This window comes from Terriglobales bacterium (assembly GCA_035764005.1).
Lineage (GTDB): Bacteria > Acidobacteriota > Terriglobia > Terriglobales > Acidobacteriaceae > Gp1-AA112.
Map to the genome: position 1 here is coordinate 1 of DASTZZ010000100.1, position 18,640 is coordinate 18,640.

At 56.1% G+C, this 18,640-nt stretch carries 17 protein-coding genes; 11 read left to right on the forward strand and 6 right to left on the reverse strand.

Features of this window, described 5'->3' with window-relative positions:
* Nucleotides 1-184: 184 nt before the first annotated feature.
* The 3 genes from VFU50_16370 to VFU50_16380 all read left to right on the forward strand — a co-directional run bounded on the left by VFU50_16370 (nt 185) and on the right by VFU50_16380 (nt 1,942).
* Nucleotides 185-1,066 (forward strand): Ku protein, encoded by an 882-nt coding sequence (locus tag VFU50_16370; protein HEU5234436.1) that lies wholly within the window; start codon nt 185-187, stop codon nt 1,064-1,066.
* A 36-nt stretch (nt 1,067-1,102) separates the two neighbouring features.
* Complete coding sequence (locus tag VFU50_16375) at nt 1,103-1,378, forward strand: hypothetical protein (protein HEU5234437.1); 276 nt, start codon at nt 1,103-1,105, stop codon at nt 1,376-1,378.
* A 105-nt stretch (nt 1,379-1,483) separates the two neighbouring features.
* On the forward strand, nt 1,484-1,942 hold the full coding sequence (locus VFU50_16380; GenBank protein ID HEU5234438.1) for a hypothetical protein: 459 nt from the start codon (nt 1,484-1,486) through the stop codon (nt 1,940-1,942).
* Between the two features lie 468 nt (nt 1,943-2,410).
* Here the strand turns inward: VFU50_16380 and VFU50_16385 are convergent, their stop codons facing one another.
* Both VFU50_16385 and VFU50_16390 read right to left on the reverse strand, forming a co-directional pair.
* The gene (locus VFU50_16385) at nt 2,411-3,163 is read right to left on the reverse strand and encodes a DUF4386 domain-containing protein (GenBank protein ID HEU5234439.1); all 753 of its coding nucleotides are present in this window, start codon (nt 3,161-3,163) and stop codon (nt 2,411-2,413) included.
* Between the two features lie 76 nt (nt 3,164-3,239).
* Nucleotides 3,240-4,373 (reverse strand): IS481 family transposase, encoded by a 1,134-nt coding sequence (locus VFU50_16390; protein HEU5234440.1) that lies wholly within the window; start codon nt 4,371-4,373, stop codon nt 3,240-3,242.
* Nucleotides 4,374-4,761: 388 nt separating this feature from the next.
* Here VFU50_16390 and greB point away from each other — a divergent pair, with 388 nt between their 5' ends.
* Nucleotides 4,762-5,364: a transcription elongation factor GreB gene (gene greB, locus VFU50_16395; GenBank protein HEU5234441.1), complete on the forward strand. Its 603-nt coding sequence runs from the start codon at nt 4,762-4,764 to the stop codon at nt 5,362-5,364.
* Between the two features lie 261 nt (nt 5,365-5,625).
* A complete protein-coding gene (locus VFU50_16400; protein HEU5234442.1) occupies nt 5,626-6,123 on the forward strand; it encodes a hypothetical protein in 498 nt (165 codons plus the stop codon).
* Between the two features lie 231 nt (nt 6,124-6,354).
* Here the strand turns inward: VFU50_16400 and VFU50_16405 are convergent, their stop codons facing one another.
* Together VFU50_16405 and VFU50_16410 are read right to left on the reverse strand one after the other, a co-directional pair.
* Nucleotides 6,355-6,780, reverse strand: coding sequence for a hypothetical protein (locus VFU50_16405; protein ID HEU5234443.1), 426 nt, complete (start codon nt 6,778-6,780; stop codon nt 6,355-6,357).
* 193 nt (nt 6,781-6,973) lie between these two features.
* Nucleotides 6,974-7,852 carry an isocitrate lyase/phosphoenolpyruvate mutase family protein gene (locus VFU50_16410; GenBank protein HEU5234444.1) on the reverse strand — a complete coding sequence of 293 codons (879 nt, stop codon included), beginning with the start codon at nt 7,850-7,852 and terminating at the stop codon, nt 6,974-6,976.
* 137 nt (nt 7,853-7,989) lie between these two features.
* On the opposite strand from VFU50_16410, the gene VFU50_16415 reads away from it, so the two are divergent.
* Nucleotides 7,990-8,601: a GNAT family protein gene (locus VFU50_16415; GenBank protein HEU5234445.1), complete on the forward strand. Its 612-nt coding sequence runs from the start codon at nt 7,990-7,992 to the stop codon at nt 8,599-8,601.
* Nucleotides 8,602-8,804: 203 nt separating this feature from the next.
* Here VFU50_16415 and VFU50_16420 read toward each other — a convergent pair whose 3' ends face one another.
* Nucleotides 8,805-10,196 (reverse strand): NAD(P)(+) transhydrogenase (Re/Si-specific) subunit beta, encoded by a 1,392-nt coding sequence (locus tag VFU50_16420; protein ID HEU5234446.1) that lies wholly within the window; start codon nt 10,194-10,196, stop codon nt 8,805-8,807.
* Nucleotides 10,193-10,486: an NAD(P) transhydrogenase subunit alpha gene (locus VFU50_16425; protein HEU5234447.1), complete on the reverse strand. Its 294-nt coding sequence runs from the start codon at nt 10,484-10,486 to the stop codon at nt 10,193-10,195. The genes VFU50_16420 and VFU50_16425 overlap by 4 nt, the downstream gene beginning before the upstream one ends.
* A 222-nt stretch (nt 10,487-10,708) precedes the next feature.
* On the opposite strand from VFU50_16425, the gene VFU50_16430 reads away from it, so the two are divergent.
* From VFU50_16430 to VFU50_16450, 5 genes are all read left to right on the forward strand, one after another.
* The gene (locus tag VFU50_16430; protein HEU5234448.1) at nt 10,709-13,093 is read left to right on the forward strand and encodes a DPP IV N-terminal domain-containing protein; all 2,385 of its coding nucleotides are present in this window, start codon (nt 10,709-10,711) and stop codon (nt 13,091-13,093) included.
* 24 nt (nt 13,094-13,117) lie between these two features.
* Nucleotides 13,118-13,519, forward strand: coding sequence for a hypothetical protein (locus VFU50_16435; GenBank protein ID HEU5234449.1), 402 nt, complete (start codon nt 13,118-13,120; stop codon nt 13,517-13,519).
* Nucleotides 13,516-14,949, forward strand: coding sequence for an amidase (locus VFU50_16440; GenBank protein ID HEU5234450.1), 1,434 nt, complete (start codon nt 13,516-13,518; stop codon nt 14,947-14,949). The genes VFU50_16435 and VFU50_16440 overlap by 4 nt, the downstream gene beginning before the upstream one ends.
* Nucleotides 14,950-15,391: 442 nt before the next feature.
* Nucleotides 15,392-17,611 (forward strand): hypothetical protein, encoded by a 2,220-nt coding sequence (locus tag VFU50_16445; protein HEU5234451.1) that lies wholly within the window; start codon nt 15,392-15,394, stop codon nt 17,609-17,611.
* A 12-nt stretch (nt 17,612-17,623) separates the two neighbouring features.
* A partial coding sequence (locus VFU50_16450) for a Tat pathway signal protein (GenBank protein HEU5234452.1) occupies nt 17,624-18,640 on the forward strand: 1,017 nt, incomplete at its 3' end.

Consider the following 18,640-nt stretch of genomic DNA (forward strand, 5'->3'; position numbering starts at 1 on the left):
GCTTGGAAGGTGCGAAGGACGGCACAATTTGGGGGTACCTGCATCGTAACAAAGGAGACTGTCTGTAATCTTGAATTTGCGCGTCTAAGGGTTGAGAATTACGCTCCTGCGCTGTGCAGAAGCCCTGCCCCGCGATGCGGACGCGCCATTTGCTGCACGCCCGCTGAATGAGAGGAAAAGTTCGATGGCTGCTTCAGTTTGGTCTGGATATTTAACCTTTGGCTTGATCTCCATGCCTGTGCGCCTGTTTTCCGGCGCGCGCGCGAATCACGTTTCGTTTCATATGCTCCATCGCGATGACCACGTCCGCGTGAAGCAGCAGCTCATCTGCCCGGAAGAGGACAAAGTTGTCCAGCGCGATGAGATCGTGAAGGGTTACGAGTTTCGCAAAGGCGAGTACGTGATCATCGAGCCGGAAGAGATCAAGAAGATCGAGCCGAAGACGGCGAAGTCGATGGAGATCCTCGAATTCGTGAAGGCCGACGAGATCGACCCGATCTACTTCGAGTCGTCGTACTACTTGGTTGCCGAAGAAGCAGGGAAGCGGCCTTACGCACTGTTACAGAAGGCGCTGCATGACAGCCGCTTCGTTGCGGTTGCGAAACTGGCGATGCACAATCGCGAGTACACCGTGTTTCTGCGCCCGTACAACAACGGTCTCATGCTGCACACCATGTACTACGAAGACGAAATCCGCAAAGTAGAAGACTTTGGCAAGCACGACGTCGAAATCAAAGAAGCCGAGCTAAAGGTTGCGCATCAGCTCGTGCAAGCCCTCGCCGCCGACTGGGAGCCGGAGAAGTACTACGACACCTTCGAAGCCAATGTGAAAGAGCTGATCAAAGCTCACCTCGAAGGCAAGCAAGTCAGCACAGTGGAGAAGCCGAAGAAGGCCGCTCCTGTCGTCGATTTAATGGATGCTCTCAAAGCCAGCCTCGCGCAGATGGAAGGCAAGAAGAAAGGCCCGCAGCGCGCGACGGAAGCACAGCACGAGAGCCGCGTGCATGTGATGGGCGAGGGAGAAGCTCCCGCGCGCAAATCGGCAAAGAAGAGAGCCAGGGCTTAAGCTAACGGATTCCCAACCGTAAACTAACGAAACGCAGTGAAATCAAGCATTCACCGGGCTATCGCGACTCTTGTGATGGGTCTGATTTTTGGATGGTACAACCATCACGAATACCTGCGTTGGAATCAGCGCGGCAGAGACGCCTTCATCTCCCACGAGCAGCAGAGATTCAACAGCTTCATGGTACATCCACACTCGGTGATGTTTACGATTGCAAATGCCATCGTTGGTTCGGCCGTTGTTTTCGTTTTTTACGAACTCATTGTGATCGCTCTTTCAAGACTGTTTCCTGCACAGCAGACGGTTCGTTGACTGTTTGTGTCAGTGAAAATGCCTGATTATGGCGATCGAGAAACGGCTTAGAATCATTTGCCTTCTTACTGGGCTATGTCGCTGAAGACGTCGGAAATCCGGATTGTGAGCGCTGAGCCCCCAACCGTGCCTCCGGCAGTCACCGGGTGGCTTCTATGCTTGTGTCTTCTCCTCACCTTCGTGTATCCGGCGAGAACTCTTTATCACATTCTGGCGCACACATTACCGGCTCTCGTCACTGGGCACGGCTTCAAATTGATCTTCCTGTTGAGCGTCTATTCCATCGTCTTCATCTCGCTAGCGGTTCTCAGCTTTATTGCGGGATTGAAGTTATGGCTTGTTAAGCCCGGAGCGGTAGGTTTTGCGCGGCTTTGGCTTTGGACGTACCTGATCGTAAATTTCGCGTATTTTCTTTTGTGGCTAGGCTTCGCAAGACACCCAAATTCCCTAAGCCTCGCCCAAATGGGGTGGTATCACGTAGTTGGACCGATACCGTCCTTCGCACTTTGGTACTTCTACTTGGAGCACTCTAAGCGCGTTCATGCCACCTATCTAAGTAGATAGATCAACCAATCTGATGATCGGCCGGGTGCGCCGTCCCCGCGCGGCATTTGCGCGAAAGTGGGATTCCATAAAGTTGAATTGCGAATGCCGTCTCGATCGAAACACGAATTCCATCTTGGGAGTCCTAAACATCTTTCTCATCTACCCTTGCCAAAGACAGGCAAGGATGGAGCACCCACTTTGTTGGAGCCCTAACGATAAAAATCTCGCAAGATTCACAATGGGAGAAGGTGGGCCACCCCGCCCAGGAACAATCCGACGCCATCGCAGTAAAGTTCGAAGTGTCCGGTGGCGGTACGTGCAGATGCGAGTACAGGCAGCGGTGACACAAAGATCACGATGAGGCTGAGAAAGGCGCTCCCTATTCCGAAGCCACTCCTGCTTAGATGCATGGGGCCATGATAACTGTTGAAAAATCGTCGGGTGCCCCATCTGCCAAAGGCTTCGTCCGACCAGTCGCTCAGTGAGCTAGGACGGCCCCCTCGCGGCTAGCACCTTCCACTGTTGTTGGTCCACTCCCACAATCACGAGCCACAATGCCAGCGCTAGTTCGCCCAGCGCTGCCAGAACAACATACTGGAACACAGACTCTGCGAGCGGCGGCCATAAAAAGATTAGCCACAGTACGCCCGCAAGCATCATCCCGGCTCCGATAAGACGCGGCACACATCCCGACTTGTAAACAAGGTAGCCGATCAGCAGGCAATAGAAACCGAAAAACACAAAGCTGATCTCAAAGCACTGGCTGTAGAGCCTGTGCAGCAGGAAAGCGAGCGCGTCGAGTTGAGTGCTATTGAAAACGGTTAAATACTTAGGTCCGCGCAAAATAATCAGCGGAGCGATTTGAAAAAGGCAACTCACCGCTCCCACGATGCACCCGGTGAGGCTGAAAAAGGCCGCCAACAAGGAGACGACTGCGTTGACCGGCCTCAACAGCCAGTACAGCAATCCTGTTACCCCGATATAGCACGCGAACTGCGAGAGATTGAAGGCAAAGCTTAGCAGCAAGAGCGATTCGTGGGAGCGAGTGTTAGCCGCCGTCGCTGCGGCATCGCCAGCTACTACGATCGTGCCCAAAGCGTAGATCGAGATCGCTCCCGTCATCATCTCCAGCAGGTATAAGGTTCCGGCGATCCGCGCTATCCGCCGCGGGTGTTCCAAGATGGCATCTTTCATTAATTGTTGCCTCTTTGTTGCTCTGATTCCGGCCGGGTGCCCCATCCTCGCGCGTCATTTGTGTCTAGTGCCGGGACATACTTTCCAATTTGTTTCGACACATCCTTTCCACTTTTGTTGGTTAAGTAGTCTCACTGGAAAGCCAGCGCGCGACCGCGGTCGCGCGCTGGCTTTCCAGATCGAGCTCGCGGATCATGGTGGAGCAGTAGCAAATTTGCCGTCGCGATTCCACCGACACCACTTGCACCCACTCGCCGATAAAGGCCTTGCCGATCTTCCAGTTTCGTCCTGATAGCGTGATCTTGCCCTGGCAGTCCACCTTCAGCACGTGAGCTTTTTCCGGATACTCCCATCGCGGTGGATGTGGATCATACGGCTTGTTGCTTGGCCGCCAGACACTGGCAGGAGTCTTCATTCCCAACGCTTCGTGCGGTCGTACGTGGTTGTGCTCCCAACGATAGGCGTCCAGCCAAGCTTGCGGAGTCATATCTCGCGTTCCACGCCGTTCCAGTGCTCGTTGCAGCGATCCATGAAACCGTTCTACCTTGCCCTGGGTTTGTGGATGTCGAAAGCCGCTCCAGTGCAGGCGAATGCCCTGGCGCATCAGCCATAACGAGAGATTCGTCGCTCCCAAGGGAGAAGTTGTGCTCCACCACGGCGAACCGTGGTCCATGAGCATGCCTTGTGGCACACCACTTTGTTCAAACGCATGCTCCAGTTTCGTGCGTACCAGATCCCCGCGAGCATGGCCGATCGCGTGCAGAATCACTACGTAACGACTGTGATCATCCAACACCGACAGCGGTCCCACCGGGGTTCCCCAGCGAATCGGACTCTTGAAGTCCATTTGCCACAGTTCGTTGGGCGTCGCTCGTTCAAACCGCTGCGGCGCAGAGCGATGGCGATCTTCGTCGGCTACCATGCCGTGCCGCAGCAGAATGCGATGCACCGTGCTCACTGTGACTTTCACCCTCAGTTGCTGCAGTTGGTGCTGCAGTTTACGCGCTCCCCAATCGGGAAAGCGCTCGCGCATTTCCACTACTTGCCGCTCGATGTTGTCGCTGGTCTTGCGTGGGCTATGATGCGGTCGTCGGCTGCGCTCCGCAATGCCCTCCACGCCTTGCTCGATATAACGCTTCACCCATAACCGACCCGTCGGACCGGAAACTCCAAACTCCTTGTACAAAATCCGAAACGGCTTCTCTTTTCGTATCGCCGCTACCACGAACTGCACTCTTTGTTCTCGAAGATCCATCGCTCTGAAAGGCATCCGTTGGTTCGCTCCCGCGCTCGCTTCGCTCGCGCGGGAGTGTAAAGGATGTCTCGAAACAAATTGGAAAGGATGTCCCGGCACTAGACAAAAGGCAGGCAAGGATGGGGCACCCACTTTGTTGGAGTCCCAGCGACAAAGACTTCGGAAGATTCACAACGGGAGAGGGTCGGCCACCCGCCACGGAATTTAACACCGCGCGCTCGCGAATTGACAATAGCCTCGGCATTTCCAATGCCGCTGACAAACGTAAGCGAACCTCGCAAGAAGCGAGAGAGCGGCGCTGGGCTGGGGGACTGAAAGACGTGAAAAAATCAGTTAGACCGCAGATGATTTCCCTGAACGCGGATGACCTACAGGAAGGATTACGAGATTGCGGAAAGGGTTTACGAGAAAACCGCAAGCGGACGAGTCCGCCACGCGAAACAAGAACTACATAACGCCGGGCGGGCTGCAGCGCCTCAAAGACGAGCACAGATTTCTGCTCATCAGGGAACGCCCGGCCATTGTGGAGGTGGTGGCATGGGCAGCCGGCAACGGTGATCGCAGTGAGAATGCCGATTACAAGTACGGCAAGCGGCGGCTGCGACAGATCGATGGACGAATTCGCTTTCTCGCCAAGCGCATCGAAGCCGCGGAAGTGGTGGACCCGGAAGCTCCGAGAGCGGGGCAGGCGGCGACGAGGACATTCTTCGGTGCGACCGTACGCTATGCCAATTCTGCGGGAGCGGAGCGAGTGGTGAGCATCGTGGGCACGGACGAGGTCGATCTCAACCGCAACCACATCAGTTGGGTTTCCCCTCTGGGGCGCGCGTTGATGAAGTCGGCAGCCGGCGACAGCGTAATTCTCCAGGCGCCGGGCGGTACAGAATATTTGACCGTGCTGGAAGTTGGCTACAAGCGCATTTTCATCGAACCATTCCGTGAACCACCTGGATGCGAAGCCTCGGCAAAGGGACTCCCTCGGCGACGCTAACCCACGGATCAAAGAAGATGGCTCGGTTCCTGCCCTGCGGGTGCCCCATTCTCGCGCGGAATTTGCGCGAGGGTGAGATTCCATAAAGGTTGAGCTGCAAAATGTCGCATCCTACGAATCAAAGACGAATGCCATGGTGGGAATCCTAAACATCTTTCTGCGGGAACTGCGTTGCGCATGAGGTACTTTTGACGGAACTCCAGATGCTGCAGGAATCGCTTAGATTCTCGTGCAGCAACGGAAACAAAGGAGAAGATCAGCATGACGATTGCCCATCGGGCCTCTTGTCTCTTTCTTATTCTTTCGCTCGCGCTCGTGATTCCCGGCTTGGCGAAAACACCGAAGCCGCTGAGCGGGAGGCAATTTGACGCGGTTGCGCGGGCCGCGCTCGCGGCAATGAAGGCGCGTGCCAATGAACTCCATATCAACGGTGTCGCGGTGGTTGCCTTTGCGCCAGGGGAACGCGTTGAAGGCTGGCAATCGCAAATGGCGGTACTCGGGTACATGACGGATCAAAAGAGCGAAAAAGGGAACAATCTTCTCGGAATCGCATATGCCAAGGCGGCCGAGATGGCAGAGACACTCAAAGACAGCGGAACCGCGGGTCGCCAGCCGATGACCGGCGAGTTTGGATGGCAGGGTGGCGTGGTTGCGCGCACCGGACGAGGAATTCTGATCGTCGCATTTAGCGGCGGAAAATCCGAGGATGACGTGCAAGTGTCAAAGGCCGGCTTGGAAGTCATGAAGACGCGGCTCTGAAACGAGCTACTGAGCTTCTAAGCTGTTAGCCAACCGTCAGACGACAGCTTCCGGCTCCCGGCTACCTTCCGGCCAGAACAACGCAGCACCAACATCCGCGCAACACTGAAACAGCTGCTCGCTTGTGGACCTGCTTCGCCGCGTTGGGCTCAACTAGAGAGGCACGGAGCACAGGACGAACAATGAGATAGTTCTTGAATTACGAAATCCGCGGACGGAATCCTGATTCATTCAGGAAGTCGTTGTTCGCTGGTCGTTGACGACTGTCGCCAAGTCCTGATGATCAATTTGAAAGACAATGGCAAGTGTGCCATTCGCTTTTTGCTCCAAAACGTAGGTCGCCAAGGCCTTCACCTGCCTGGCGCAGCCTTTTGAATCAACAACGGTCATCCTCCATTCTGTGTTCGCGAGGAAATATTTAGCGTTTATCGTGCTCGCCTGAACACTGTGCAATTCCGTTTTAGTCAGGCCGATTGAGACGAAATGCGCCTTCATTTTCGGTATGACTTTCAGGAAATCCTCCTTCTTCACTGCCTGGGCCCCGTTTACTCCAGCGAACATGAACGTATCTGCGTACAGCTTGGCGATTGAAGTTACATCCGAAGTCGCATTGGCCTGTTCGTAGTGATCAAAAAACTGTTTGACTGCTTGATTCATTGTTCCCTCGCCTTCGGTTGGCTTGGCTAAGTGATAAGTGCCCGTACAGATGGCATCTGAGACTAAGCGGGCTTTAGTATTATACCATATCTGAAGCAGATTATCAACAGCTAGAATCTTTGGTTCGGAATAGGTGTTCCTGAATCGGGAAAAGGAACGAAAGGAATTTCGTAGGTTTGGGGGTTTCCCTGGTTTATCCCGAGGTTCGGTTCCCGGTCCCGCTCGCTTCATTACGATTCCCCTGGAATAGTGGCGTCAGTTCCCGAGGGCTGACGGCCTCGGAAGTCCAGTTGAAAGTGCCATGCTCGCGCATTTCGCGTGCGGCACGCAAAAAGGCGCCGAGGGCCGCTCGGCAAAGTGCACTGCCGACACTGATCCTCTTTACTCCGAGCGCGGAGAGCTCAGTGATGTCCAACTGAACTCCTTGCAGTCCCATCAGCACGTTGACGGGGCGATCCACGGACTGAACCACAGCAGCAATGTCTTCTCGCGTGCGCAGGCCTGGTGCATAGAGAACGTCTGCGCCGGCATCTTGAAATGCCTGCAGGCGCTTGATCGTGTCGGCGAGATCGGGACGACTCCAGAGAAAATTCTCAGCCCGCGCCGTGAGCATGAAAGGAAAAGAAAGGCCTCGAGCCGCTTCGACGGCCGCGCGTACGCGCTCGGCTGCATGGTGCAGCTCGTAGATGGGATCTTCGCCGCGTGCGGTAGCGTCTTCAATCGATCCACCTACCAGTCCTGCGGCGCCCGCCAGCCGGATGGTCTCAGCGGCAGACTCGGGTGAATCGCCAAAGCCGTTCCCGAGATCACCGCTGACCGGCAACGGGGAAGCGGCCACGATTTCAGACGCGTAGGCTAGAGTTTCCTCGCGACTCAAGGTGTTGTCCTTTCGTCCATGAGAAAAGGCCGAGCCCATGCTGGTTGTGGCAAGCGCCTCAAACCCTAAGTGGGTGAGCAGGCGAGCTGTGCCCGCGTCCCACGGGTTGGGAATAATGAATGCGTTGTCGCGCTGGTGAAGGTCACGGAACTTCTGCGCTTTCGCAATCTGATCAGAACTGTCATGACTCAGCATAACGGCACAAGTATATTGGACAAGCGTATGTTCGAGTCAGGGATCGCAAGCGGGACAGATGGGAAATCCCGGATCGGGAAACTGTAGCGCGCTTCTTCCATATTCGATCAGACATCTACGTCTTTGTATCATGAAGCATGGCAAACATTGACCCAGTTCTGATCGATGTGCCGATGCCTATCCGCACGCCACGGTTGACGATCCGGCCGAAGCAGATCGGCGACGGCGCAATCGTATCCGCTGCGGTGATGGAAACGTGGCCAGAGCTCACCCGATGGATGCGCTGGGCCGAGAATCCAGATATGTTTACAGCCGCACGCATGGAAATCCGTAACCGGCATGTGATGGCCAGCTTTCTGCTGCGGCAAAATATTGAGTTGATCGGAATCGAAATTCGAACTGGGGAAGCGGTAGTTTGGTGCGGCTTTCATGATATCGACTGGCAGGCGCGCCAGTGCGACACTGGCTTTTGGGTGCGAAAGAGCGCTCAACGGCGGGGGATCGCGACGGAAGCTGCCAATGCGCTGGTGCGCTATGCGTTTGGCGCGCTTAGAATGCAGCGGGTTGGGCTAACGCACTCGCGCGGAAATGAAGCGAGCCGCCGAATCGCCGAGAAGCTTGGCTTCACTCTGGAAGGGATGCAGCAGAAGGCCAATTTGCTCCCTGGCGGCAGAACGGAAGACAGGTACTGCTACGCCCGTTTCGATCTTTCCGGAGTTCCTGACTTACAGGTGACTTGGGGACCTTGAGTCCAGCAAACGCGACGAGTTCACCAACCCTCCGACGAATTTCGAAAACAAGGAGACAGACAAATAGCTCCCAAATCAGGAAACTTAATGAGAATAGCGAGGTGGAGTCCTACCTTTTCCACAACCAACTCACGCAGCAACCTGGTGGGACTCGATGGCACGTAGTCGCGAATCATGTTCGAGAAGAAAACCAAGAGTCTATTTCAGTTGTGAGTTGAAAGCTCTTTCACAATGTTTGTGACGAAAGCCTTCGCGTCGCCAAACAGCATCAGGGTGTTTTCCATGTAATAAAGCGGGTTATCGATGCCGGCAAAGCCCGGATTCATGCTGCGCTTGATCACCATCGTGGTGTGTGCCTTCTCCACATCGATCACCGGCATTCCGAAAATGGGACTTGATTTATCCGTCTTGGCCGCCGGATTGGTAACGTCGTTGGCGCCGATCACCAGCGCTACATCGGTTTGTGGTAAGTCGCCGTTGATGTCATCCATCTCCTTCAGGTGGTCGTAAGGCACATCGGCTTCGGCGAGCAGCACGTTCATGTGGCCGGGCATGCGACCGGCGACAGGGTGAATGGCGAACTGCACATCGACTCCGCGCTTGATGAGCGCGTCATACAGTTCCCGGACTTTATGCTGTGCCTGGGCTACCGCCATGCCATAGCCAGGAACGATCACAACCTTGCGCGCGATCTCCAAAATTCCCGCGGCATCCTCGGGTGAGGCGCTGCGCACGGGTCGTTCTTCCTTCGCAGCGGAAGTCGAGGTGGCAACCTGGCCGAACGCTCCGAACAGAACGTTGGTGAAGGAGCGGTTCATCGCCTTGCACATGATGACGGAGAGAATAAATCCGGAAGAGCCATCGAGCGCACCGGCGACGACCAGCACCTTGCTGTTCAGAACAAATCCGAGCAGGGCGGCAGAAAAGCCGGCGTAGGAGTTCAAGAGCGAAATCACCGTTGGCATGTCGGCGCCGCCGATCGGCGTGACCAAAAGGACTCCGAATCCGAGCGCGACGATGACCATAATGGGAAACAACCACGATTGCGCAGGATTGATCACCATGAGGACCGCGAGCAGCAGAGCCAAACCAAGCACGGCAAGGCTCACGATGTTCTGCCCGCGATAGACGATCGGCCGCTGCGGCAGAATCTCCTGCAGCTTGCCGGCAGCGATCAAACTTCCGGTAAACGTTAGCGATCCGATGATTACCTCGAGCCCGATCTCGCCCATTTGAAAGCGGGTCACACGCGGAACACCTACGTAGTATTCGGCGATTCCGATCATCGCCGCCGAAGCTGCTCCGAAGGCATGGCTCAAGGCCGTTCGCTGCGGGACCGCCGTCATCTTCACCAGGCCCAAGGGGATGCCGACGCCGGCGCCGATGATGAGCATGATGATGATCCACTTGTATTGAACGATCTCGGGATTAAACAGAGTCGCCGCGACGGCAATGGCGGAGCCGACTTCGCCGGCGAGCACGCCCCATCGTGCCGTTGTCGGCGAGCTCAGCCACTTGAGCGAAAGAATAAAGAGAATGACTGCGGCGACATAGGCGAAGTCGAGATACTGCTGAACACCGGCGATGGTCATCATTGCTTCGCCTTCCCAGCCTTGAACATGCGCAGCATGCGGTCGGTGATAAAGAAGCCGCCTACCATGTTGCTGAACGATGCAGCGATCGCGATAGCGCCCAGCACGGTCGTCAACGCAGTTTCGTGCCGTCCAGCGATAATGATAGCGGCGACTACCACGATCGCATCGAGCGCGTTGGTCAGCGACATCAGCGGGGTGTGCAGCAGCGGCGAGACCCGCTTGATGAGCTCGAAACCGCAAAATCCCGCCACAATAAAGACATAAACGTTGGAGATAAAATCAGGTGGCATTTGCACTCCTATTGTTCAACTGCCTGGGTCGCAAAATTTGTACCGCGAGTATAGCTGACGAGGTTCGAGGAATGTCATCCGCGAACGAGAAGCTCATGTTGACTCAGATCTTGCGGGTTAGGAAAGAACCTTGTCTGAGTCGGGGAGGTGCTTATAACACTCCCTCAAAATGCATAAGATGGCGAACGTTTACGAATTGGCGATGATTTGCGACCATGTCGCATGTCCCGAATCCGACAGAGCGCACACGTTTTCTTATTCTGTGTCCTGTTCCAGCTTTCTTCTCAAGCCCAAACGAATAACTCAACGCCAACGATTTCCGCCGACGACTACGCGCGCGCGGAAAAGTTCATGCCCTACAACACGACTCCGCTGGTGTTTGGCACGGTGCGTCCATCTTGGCTGAAAGACGATCGCTTCTGGTTTCGCGATGTCACTCCGGAAGGCAGCGAGTTTGTCGTGGTGAATGCGGCCACGGGCAAACGCTCGAGTTTGTTTGAGCACTCGAAGCTCGCGGCTGCTCTGTCGTCTGCCGCGAATGCCAAGTACGAGGCAAAGCATCTTCCATTCGAGCAGGTCGAGCTCTCGCCTGATGGCCAGACGGTCGAGTTCAACCTCAAAGGACGCCGCTGGAAATGCGACGTTCAGGGTACGCAGTGCACGGCGGAAGGAGGACGAGAAAGCAATGGCGATGAACCGCCGCTTCCCCCGGTTCCCGGCGCTCCGCCGATGCGCACGGATGTTCCATCCCCCGACGGCAAGCGCACGGCGTTCATCCGCGATTGGAACTTGTGGATGCGCGACACTGCCACCGGCAAAGAGACTCAGCTCACCACCGATGGTGTGAAAGACTTCGGCTACGCCACCGACAACGCTGGCTGGACACACAGCAACCGCGCAATTCTCGTCTGGTCGCCCGACTCAAAGCACATTGCCACTTTCCAACAGGATCAGCGCGGCGTGGGAGAGATGTATCTTGTGCGGACACAAGTCGGACATCCCACGCTGCAGGCGTGGAAGTATCCTCTCCCCGGCGACGACGTGGTCACGACCATCCAGCGCGTTGTAATCGATGTTGATACTCCACGCGTCGTGCGCTTCCAATTGCCGCCCGATCAGCATCGCGGAACGTTGTGCGATCACCTCGTTTGCCGCGGAGGCGAGTGGAGCGATGTGCAGTGGAGTCCAGACAGCACCAAGGTCGCGTTCGTCTCGACTTCGCGCGATCACAAGCAGGAGTGGTTGCGTGTTGCCGATGCTTCGACTGGCGTCATCCGCGAGGTAATGCAGGAGACCGTCCCGACCTATTACGAGTCCGGTGCAGGACGCGTGAATTGGCGGTATCTGCCGGCGTCGAACGAGATCATCTGGTACTCAGAACGCGACAACTGGGGGCATCTTTATCTATACGACCTCACAACCGGCACGCTGAAGAATCAGATCACCCGGGGAGAATGGGCGGTCACGCAACTGCTGCAGGTTGACGAGAAGAACCGCCAACTCTATTTCCTCGCCGTCGGGCGCGAGAAAGGAACGAATCCGTATTTCGCTTACCTCTATCGCGTGGGCTTTGACGGCACGAATCTTTCCCTGCTCACTCCCGAACCGGGAAATCATGAAGTGTCGTTCTCTCCGTCGGGAAGGTACTTCGTGGACAGCTACTCGCAACCCGACGTCCCGCCGGTGACTGTGCTTCGCGACAGCAATGCCAAAGTGATCGCGACGCTCGGCAAGGCAGACATTTCCAAACTGGTCGCGAATGGATGGAAGCCGCCGATCCCATTCACCGTGAAAGCCCGCGACGGCAAGACCGACCTCTACGGACTGATGTTTAAGCCGACAAATTTCGACGCCAGCAAGAAGTACCCGATCGTGAACCATATCTACCCCGGACCGCAGGGAGGCAGCGTCGGCAGCCGCTCTTTCTCGGCGAGTCGAGGCGATGCGCAGGCGCTTGCCGAACTGGGATTCATTGTGATCGAGCTCGACGGCCTGGGAAATCCGCTGCGCTCAAAAAGCTTTCATGACTTCTACGCCAAGGATCTCGGCGACAATACCTTGCCCGACCAGGTGGCAGGCATGAAGCAGCTTGCTAAAAAATATCCGTGGATCGATCTTGACCGCGCCGGCATCTACGGCCATTCCGGCGGCGGATACGCTGCAGCCGACGCCATGTTTCGCTATCCCGACTTCTTCAAAGTAGGAATTTCCGAATCGGGAAATCACGACAACCGCGACTACGAAGATGATTGGGCGGAAAAGTGGATGGGCCTGCTGAAGAAGAACTCGGATGGAACATCCAACTACTCCGATCAGGCTAACGAGCCGCTGGCGAAGAATCTGAAAGGACATCTGCTTCTTGCCCACGGCACTATGGACGACAACGTTCCGCCGTACAATACCTTGCTCGTGGTCGATGAACTCATCAAAGCCAACAAGGACTTCGATCTGCTGCTGCTCCCCAATCAACGCCACGGATACGGTAATGCCAGCAACTACATGACGCGTCGGCGTTGGGACTACTTCGTGCGTTATCTGCTCAACGCCGAACCGCCGCATGAATACCGGATGCATTCTCCGGCCGGTGCTGTCGGGGTGGGGCAATAGTTAAAGAATGAGGAAATGGAGAACATGATTTCGAGGCGAGACTTCAGTATCCGTTTAGCAGGAATTGCGGGAATCGCCGTATCGGCAGGCCCTGAGCATTTGCTTGAAGCTCAGGAAAGTGCTGCGAAACCTGCCGCTTCCACTGCGAGTTCTTCTGCGGCGGTGGAGGAGGGGCTTACTCAAACAGAACAGGACGAAGTGGAAAGCAGATATCAGAATGCGGTTCGGATCTGGGGACACCGGCTCTCTGAGGAGCAGAGCGAACGCATACACAGAATCCTCGTGGCCAATGCCCGAATGATGCAGCCGATGCGCGCCTTTCAGCTTGAAAACGGCGACCCTCCGGCTGAAGTATTGCGTGTGACAACCGATAGCTCGTCGGCGGAAGCCGGCAAACAACAAGTCGTACAGGACAGGCCCGAATGAGCGAGGACCTGTTTTTCCTTTCCATTCGAGAACTCGGAGCGCTAATCCGCAAGCGGCAGATCTCTCCCGTTGATCTGGCGCAGCAGTACCTCTCGCGCAGCGAGAAGCTCGCCCCAAAATACAACGCTTACGTGAACCTCACGAGCGAATTGGCGCTGAAGCAGGCGAAGGCGGCTGAAGAAGAGCTGGCATCGGGCCATGATCGCGGTCCGCTGCACGGGATTCCCTACGCGGCGAAAGATTTGGTCTCGGTTGCCGGGTATCCCACCACCTGGGGGGCGCGCCCATTTCGGGAACAGAAATTCGACTACAACGCCACCGTTATCGAGAAGCTGAACGCCGCTGGAGCGGTGTTGATCGGCAAGGCCGCGATGATCGAACTCGCAGGAGGCCTCGGATATACGAACGGCTTTGCTTCATTCACCGGGCCGGCGCGCAACCCCTGGAACACCGATTACTGGACCTGCGGCTCGTCGAGCGGCTCGGGAGCTATCGTCTCGGCGGCGCTCGCCCCATTCGCTTTGGGATCGGACACTCGCGGATCGATCTTGTGTCCGTCGTCCCATTGTGGGATTTCGGGATTACGGCCGAGCTTCGGACGAGTCAGCCGCTATGGAGCGATGGCGATTGCCTGGACGATGGATAAGCTTGGTCCGATGTGCCGTACAGCCGAAGATTGCGGTCTGGTGCTTTCTGCCCTCGCCGGGCACGATCCCAAGGATTACGACTCTCTCCCTCAGCATCTTGCCGCGTTTTCATATTCCGAATTCGGCTCTCGTCCGTTGCGAATTGGGAAAATCACCAACGCGTGGCGCAAGCTGCCTGCGGATCTCGAGAAGTCCGTTGACGACGCGATTTACGTGCTTGAGCAGCACGGGGCCAGGGTTCGCGAAGTACGCGTTCCCGACGGAGCTTACGAGGAAGCCGCGGAATTGACCATCCTCATAGAAGCTGCGTCGTCGTTTCAAGAACTTATCAAATCGGGAAAGTGCGCCGAACTCGACGATCCGCTGGGCCGCGTGAACGGTTATGCGAGCATGCAATTTTCGGCCAATGATTACCTGCAAGTGCAAAGAGTTCGAAAATTTCTGCAGGCAAACGTCGACAAACTCTTCGATGAGTTTGACGTGCTCACCACAGCGGCGCAAGACGGAGCTGCATCGCTGCTCCATGAGCCGCCCCCGAAGACACCAACTCCGCCGCGAGCGCGGCGAGGGCCTCGGCCTGCGCCGAGTCCGGAGCCCGACGGAGTCTCAAGCTTGTGTGGCCTGCCGGCGATCAGCGTGCCCTGCGGCTTCAGCGATAAGAAGCTGCCTTATGGAATCGTCTTTATGGCTCGCGCCCTTCAGGACGAGAAGGTGATCGCCGCCGCTCATCTTTTTCAGCAGCACACGGATTGGCATCGGCAACGTCCTCCGGTACCTGCATAAAGGCTAGTTCTTGGGCTTGACGACGCTTGGTATTCCGGAGAGGTTCCGCAGTCCCAAAATGGGCCGAGATGAGTTGTCTGGCAGCCTCTAACCTGCCACCCTCACTGCGCTCGTGATAACTCAGCGGGCCTTTCGAGGCGATTACACGTGGCTGACCGCCGCCTACGACGACAAAGTATACGGCGCATGGACGGAAACAATACCTCCTGCACCCGATGCTCCACAGCCTTCCCAGGGAAAAGGCCCGCGCTCGTTTACGGTCGTGCGAGTAGGCTTCGCGGATTTTTCTAAGGCAGCTTTAGGCTTGACGTGAGCAGTTGGATATTTTATACAGTTCAGGCCAAACCTCTAGCTGCCTGTGCGCACACTGAATCGATCGACCCATAGCTCCCAATTCCCGGCTCAGATCCGCCCTGTACTGCTTTGCCTGATCTGCTGCTGGATGTCGCTGCCACAGCTTGCCACTGCACAAGATCGACAACGCGCCGGCAAGCCAATCGGCAAAGTGTCAACGAACGGAAATCTCATTGTCCTCGAATTGGACGATGGAGTTCTCGGCCAGGAGCACCTTTTCGACCTCACCGGGAGGACTCTGCGCTTTACTCCTGGAGCCAGGGGTTATGGGGTTGAAAATCTTCCGCTCCAATGGGATTCCGATTTTGGGAACGAGATCTCAGACGCAGAAGTTACGTTGCACAAGTTCCAGTTTCCTTTTGCCGGAAAGCAGTGGAGCTCGTTTTCGACAGGAGCAAATGGATCGATTCGTTTTGGCGAACCCCAGCGCGAAAGCGAAGGCGCTCGTCGCGGATTCCCAGGATCCGGCAGCTTCCGTTTTGGGGGAGTCTCTCTCGCGCGCTTTGAGCAGTTATCCGAAGCTCCCGGCACGCTGATCAATTCGGTCTCAGGCATTTGTGTCTTCCTGAAACTGAGAATGTCCGGAAAAGGCTATGTAAAAGAGCTCGACGACCACGTCGTGGTTACCTGGGACGTGACCGAGCCGTGGGGCAACATTCAGGACTTCACCTGGACGAAAACCGTTAATCAATTTCAGGCTGCTCTATTTCGGGACGGCAAGATCACGATGTCCTACAAAGAGCTCTCCGCGAAGGACGCAGTCGTCGGTGTGTTCCCAATAGTCACGAACACTGCAGAAAAGACCATTGCCACTCTCACGAACAAACAGCGCTCTAGCGCCCCGGGATTTCTCGACTTACGCAAAGTAACAATCGCAAGCGTTGACGGCGTTTTTTTGAAGATCAATCTCGACACCACCGCGCCGGTGTTGAAAGAAGGCGATGCCAATCTGCCGGGCATTGGCTATCGCGTCCACTTCAATCCTCACGGCGGGTCTGCGGCTCAAGATTCAGAAACGGCCGATGTCGTTTGGACAGTGCGCGGCTTCGCGCCACGGCAGCGCAACGGTGGCGGAACGTCGAGATATGTTGCCTTTGGCCCGGGCTTATCCCGAGAGGTCAAGACAAGCGGCAACACCATTTCCATTCAGGGAATTCTGCCGCCCGGCCTTCGCGGCATTGCTCAGGTCGACGTCTCAGCCGAAGCCTTCGCCGCTGGAGATTCATCCAGGCCAGCCAGTCAGGCTGCGGCGGCGCGGTTGAAGCTGTCCTCCATCCGCAGTCCCGAAGTGGAATTCTCGAAACTCAAGCAGAGCGATGGTCTATATCCGATCGTGTATGAGTCGTTTCACTACTACTCACTGCCTAATCCCCGCGATTTGACTTGCAGCGTAATCAAAGCGCTCGGCGACAAGTTCGACTTCCTCGCCTACTACTCAGATTTTCGCGTGGACAATCAGGAGGCCGGCACGCCGAGCAATGGTCCGAGGGGCGGGAACGTGACCGGCATTGGCAGCGAGCAAGGCAATCTCGAGAGCTACTGCAGTCAGGGCAGGTTCCAGTGGCAATTCATTCAGCCGGTTTATGTGGGATCGAACCAGATGCAGGAGTATCCGCCTGTGGATGCTCCGGTTGGCAGCGATCATGACATTACCTTCTATACGCATCAGATTGGTGAGCGCACGCCCGACGGAAAGCTCCTTCCGTACGACTACGCAATGTCCCAAATTGGGCATGAGATGGGACACCGCTGGGGCGCCGACGACAGAGCCAAGGTCAAGGACGAAACCATTGAGTTAGGCCCGGTGCACTGGACGCGAGGATTGCAGGCGCCGGTAGCATTTCCGTTTCAGCGGCCGACCGAGGCCTCGGCTATGGGAGGCGGCGTCTGGCAAGACAATCATGATGGAACGTTTACGCAGCTCGATGATGACTACTACGTTCCCGCCACAGGCTGGTCGTATCTCGATCTCTATTCGATGGGAATGATTTCCGCGGCCGAAGTGCCGGACTTCTTTATTTTGAGAAATCTCCAACCGGCAGGTAAGGACGCCAACGGTCATCCGATTTTCAAGGCCGATCGCACGACAATCACTATCCAGGATGTGATTGCCGCCGAAGGTCCTCGCTCGCCCGATGTCGATCACGCGCAGAAGAACTTCAACACTGGTTTCGTAATGGTCGTGCAGCACGGGCAAACTCCAAGCAAAGAATTGATCGAACGAACGAACGGGATTCGCTCCGCGTGGATGGATTATTGGACGACCACGACCGGACATCGCTCAAAGATGACAGCAGATCCACGATAAAAAAGGAGATACATGGATCGTCGGGAATTTCTTCTGAAGGGAACTGCAAGCGCCGCTCTCTTGAGCCATGCCAGGGAGATGTACGCGGCGTTTGAGCAAAGCGAAGCGCCGGCAAGGAACTCTGCGCCGCCGGATGTCTCTGGATATACGCAAATCTCCGAGTTCACGCTCAACGGCACGCACTGGAAGGTCTACGAAGATTTGCGCGAGCGCGATGGCGCGATCACGTTCGTTTCGCCGAGCGGATCAAGAATCCTGGCAAAGAGCGCTGAGGCTGCGTTCGCGACCGACGATCCTCCTCATCTTGGATTGAGCATGGACGATATCGGTCTGTCCGGCCACGATCTGCTGGCCGAGAAGCTCCTGGCCGGCGGCGATGATCCTGACATAGAAGAGGTGAAAAAAGCCGCTCCTCCTCAAGGCTCATTTCGGCCACCCAGGCGGGAGGGACAGAATTTCCCTCCGCCGCGCTTTCGCTGGGACGCGTTCGTAGGCACGGTTCAGGCTGAGGATACGCAACCTGTATATCCAGGCGGCAACACTCGTACCTACCATCCCAGCCAGTACATTTCGGAAATTCGCGGTGACGTAGTCGAAAAGCGCTTCGACGGGTTGCTTGGCGGATGGATGCCGGCGGTCCGAAAAGTTTTTCCTCTGTCGGATTCGTATATCGAAGTTGTGGTGTTCGGAGATGTCGAGGCGCACGACAAATTCATCGTCCAGACCTGGCATCGTACGGCTGAAATAAAGGACGGAAAGATTGCACGCGTTTACTACGGGCACAGTTATCCGGCATATCCGCCGGCGCATCTAGACCCAAAACCTGAAGAGTTCTATCGAGCGCTGCTCGTGTTTGCTAATTATTGGGACCACCAAATTCGAGATTTGGCGAACGCCTCACTGCCTGACAGCTCATTCATCGACATGGCAAAGCACTGCTTTGCCAAAGAGTTGATGGTCAGGCCGCATGGCGTCTATCCGAAGTACGGCGCTGTTGATCGCGATTATTACGGCTCGGAGTACGACGGC

Bases quoted from the DNA above. Each gene is read 5' to 3' on its own strand.
- VFU50_16370 (HEU5234436.1), top strand. From the start codon at position 185: ATGGCTGCTTCAGTTTGGTCTGGATATTTAACCTTTGGCTTGATCTCC.
- VFU50_16385 (HEU5234439.1), bottom strand. From the start codon at position 3,163: ATGGGGCACCCGGCCGGAATCAGAGCAACAAAGAGGCAACAATTAATG.
- VFU50_16390 (HEU5234440.1), bottom strand. From the start codon at position 4,373: ATGGATCTTCGAGAACAAAGAGTGCAGTTCGTGGTAGCGGCGATACGA.
- VFU50_16400 (HEU5234442.1), top strand. From the start codon at position 5,626: ATGACGATTGCCCATCGGGCCTCTTGTCTCTTTCTTATTCTTTCGCTC.
- VFU50_16405 (HEU5234443.1), bottom strand. From the start codon at position 6,780: ATGAATCAAGCAGTCAAACAGTTTTTTGATCACTACGAACAGGCCAAT.
- VFU50_16410 (HEU5234444.1), bottom strand. From the start codon at position 7,852: ATGCTGAGTCATGACAGTTCTGATCAGATTGCGAAAGCGCAGAAGTTC.
- VFU50_16415 (HEU5234445.1), top strand. From the start codon at position 7,990: ATGGCAAACATTGACCCAGTTCTGATCGATGTGCCGATGCCTATCCGC.
- VFU50_16420 (HEU5234446.1), bottom strand. From the start codon at position 10,196: ATGATGACCATCGCCGGTGTTCAGCAGTATCTCGACTTCGCCTATGTC.
- VFU50_16425 (HEU5234447.1), bottom strand. From the start codon at position 10,486: ATGCCACCTGATTTTATCTCCAACGTTTATGTCTTTATTGTGGCGGGA.
- VFU50_16430 (HEU5234448.1), top strand. From the start codon at position 10,709: ATGTCCCGAATCCGACAGAGCGCACACGTTTTCTTATTCTGTGTCCTG.
- VFU50_16435 (HEU5234449.1), top strand. From the start codon at position 13,118: ATGATTTCGAGGCGAGACTTCAGTATCCGTTTAGCAGGAATTGCGGGA.
- VFU50_16440 (HEU5234450.1), top strand. From the start codon at position 13,516: ATGAGCGAGGACCTGTTTTTCCTTTCCATTCGAGAACTCGGAGCGCTA.
- VFU50_16445 (HEU5234451.1), top strand. From the start codon at position 15,392: ATGTCGCTGCCACAGCTTGCCACTGCACAAGATCGACAACGCGCCGGC.